The following is a 2,918-nucleotide window of genomic DNA, read 5'->3' on the forward strand; positions in this document are numbered from 1 at the left end:
CACTCGGTGGTCATGATCCGCGGCGGCCGCGTGAAGGACCTTCCGGGCGTGCGTTACCACATCCTCCGCGGCGTGCTCGACACGCAGGGCGTGAAGAACCGCAAGCAGCGTCGTTCGAAGTACGGCGCCAAGCGGCCGAAGTGAGGAACTGAGCGATGTCCCGTCGTCACTCCGCCGAACGCCGCGAAGTCCATCCCGATCCGAAGTTCGGGGACGTCGTGGTCACGAAGTTCATGAACACCGTGATGCAGCACGGCAAGAAGTCGACCGCCGAATCCATCGTTTACGGCGCGTTCGACACCGTCGAGTCGAAGCTCAAGCAGAGCCCCGTCGCGGTGTTCCATCAGGCGCTCGAGAACATCGCGCCGGCCCTCGAGGTCCGCTCCCGCCGCGTCGGCGGCGCGACCTACCAGGTCCCGGTCGAGGTTCGTCCGGAGCGCCGTCAGGCTCTCGCGCTGCGCTGGCTGCTTTCCTCGGCCCGCGCTCGCAACGAAAAGACCATGATCGACCGGCTTTCCGCCGAGCTGATCGACGCCTCGAATAACCGCGGAGCCGCGGTGAAGAAGCGCGAGGATACGCACCGCATGGCGGAAGCGAACCGCGCCTTCTCGCACTACCGCTGGTGACCCGAGACTAAGTTAAGGACGCGATCATGCCCCGCAGCCACTCGATCGAGAACTATCGTAACTTCGGCATCATGGCTCACATCGATGCCGGCAAGACGACGACGACCGAGCGCGTCCTGTTCTATTCCGGAAAGTCCCATAAGATCGGCGAAGTCCACGACGGCGCCGCGACGATGGACTGGATGGAGCAGGAGCAGGAGCGCGGCATCACGATCACGTCCGCCGCGACGACGACCTTCTGGAAAGACAAGCGCCTCAACATCATCGACACCCCGGGCCACGTCGACTTCACGATCGAAGTCGAGCGTTCGCTGCGCGTGCTCGACGGCGCGGTATGCGTGCTGGACGGCAACGCCGGCGTCGAGCCGCAGACCGAGACGGTGTGGCGCCAGGCCGACAAGTACGAAGTTCCGCGCATCGTGTTCGTCAACAAGATGGACAAGATCGGCGCCGACTTCTTCCGCTGCCTTTCCGAGATCGACACCCGCGTCGCCGGCAAGCCGGTGGCGATCCAGCTGCCGATCGGCTCCGAGAGCGCGTTCCTTGGGATCATCGACCTGGTCCGCATGAAGGCGGTCGTGTGGGAGACCGAGAACCTCGGCGCGAGCTTCCACGACGAGGACATTCCGGCTGACCTGCTCGATCAGGCCGTCGAGTACCGCGCCAAGATGATCGAGGCGGCGGTCGAGCTCGACGACACGGCGCTCGAGAAGTTCCTCGAGGGCGAGGAGCCGGACGAGGCGACGCTGAAGTCCCTGATCCGCAAGGCCGTGCTGACCCGCGCGTTCACGCCGGTGCTCTGCGGCTCCGCGTTCAAGAACAAGGGCGTTCAGCCGCTGCTCGACGCCGTCGTCGACTATCTCCCGTCCCCGCTCGATCGCGGCGCGGTGCATGGCATCGACTTCAAGACCGAAGAGCCGGTGGTCCGGAATCCGTCGGACGACGAAGGTCTGTCCGTCCTGGCGTTCAAGATCATGGACGACCCGTTCGTCGGCACGATCACCTTCTGCCGCGTCTATTCGGGCAAGCTGGAGTCGGGTTCGACCCTGCTGAACTCGACCCGCGACAAGAAGGAGCGCGTCGGCCGCATGCTCCTGATGCATGCGAACAACCGCGAGGACATCAAGGAAGCCTATGCGGGCGACATCGTCGCTCTCGCCGGCCTCAAGGACGTCCGCACCGGCGACACGCTGTGCGATCCGGCGAAGCCCGTGATCCTCGAGCAGATGGTGTTCCCGGAGCCGGTGATCACCATCGCGATCGAGCCGAAGACCAAGGCCGACCAGGAGAAGCTGGGCGTCGCGCTCTCGAAGCTCGCCGCCGAGGACCCGTCCTTCCGCGTCTCGACGGACACCGAGTCCGGCCAGACGATCCTGAAGGGCATGGGCGAGCTCCACCTCGACATCAAGGTCGACATCCTGCGCCGCACCTACAAGGTGGACGCCAACATCGGCGCCCCGCAGGTGGCCTACCGTGAGACGCTGACCAAGCCGGTCGACGTCGACTACACGCACAAGAAGCAGACCGGCGGCACCGGTCAGTTCGCCCGCGTGAAGTTCCACGTCGAGCCGAACGAGGCAGGCGCCGGCTTCGCCTTCGAGTCGAAGATCGTCGGCGGCGCGGTGCCGAAGGAGTACATCCCGGGCGTCCAGAAGGGCCTCGAGTCGGTGCTCGGCGCCGGCACGGTTGCCGGCTTCCCGGTCGTCGACGTCAAGGTCGAACTGATCGACGGCGCCTACCACGAGGTCGACTCCTCGGCGCTCGCCTTCGAGATCGCGTCCCGCGCGGCGTTCCGTGAGGCCCTGCAGAAGGGCGGCGCGGTGCTGCTGGAGCCGATCATGAAGGTCGAGGTCGTGACGCCGGAGGAATACACCGGCTCCGTCATCGGCGATCTGAACTCGCGGCGCGGGCAGATCCAGGGCCAGGACATGCGCGGCAACGCGAATGTCGTGCACGCCATGGTCCCGCTGGCCAGCATGTTCGGCTACATCAACACGCTGCGTTCGTTCAGCCAGGGGCGGGCGAACTACAGCATGGAATTCGACCACTACGAGCAGGTTCCGTCCAATGTCGCGCAGGAGGTTCAGGCGAAGTACGCCTGATCCGACAGCGAGTTACGACGAACCCCATAGATACGAAGTTCAGAGAAGAACGGAGCCTTCGCCATGGCCAAGGAAAAGTTCGCGCGGACGAAGCCGCATTGCAACATCGGGACGATTGGCCATGTCGACCATGGCAAGACGTCCCTGACGGCTGCGATCACGAAGATCCTTGCCGAGACGGGCGGCGCGA

Annotated in this window: 3 protein-coding genes and 1 pseudogene; all 4 read left to right on the top strand. The window is 65.0% G+C overall.

Annotation, left to right across the window (positions count from 1 at the left end; translation table 11 throughout):
* Positions 1–144, top strand: a pseudogene (gene rpsL / locus ACIKT0_RS16235) (30S ribosomal protein S12); the annotation flags it as partial.
* A gap of 11 nt (positions 145–155) precedes the next feature.
* Complete coding sequence (gene rpsG, locus ACIKT0_RS16240) at positions 156–626, top strand: 30S ribosomal protein S7 (protein ID WP_407106409.1); 471 nt, start codon at positions 156–158, stop codon at positions 624–626.
* Positions 627–652: 26 nt separating this feature from the next.
* Entirely contained in the window at positions 653–2,728 is a 2,076-nt protein-coding gene (fusA, locus tag ACIKT0_RS16245; RefSeq protein WP_407106410.1) for an elongation factor G, read from the top strand.
* 63 nt (positions 2,729–2,791) lie between these two features.
* Positions 2,792–2,918, top strand: a 127-nt coding sequence (locus tag ACIKT0_RS16250; protein ID WP_407106412.1) for a GTP-binding protein, incomplete at its 3' end; no start/stop codon positions are given.

It is taken from the genome of Hansschlegelia beijingensis, from assembly GCF_045505405.1.
GTDB classification, from domain to species: Bacteria; Pseudomonadota; Alphaproteobacteria; order Rhizobiales; family Methylopilaceae; genus Methylopila; species Methylopila beijingensis_A.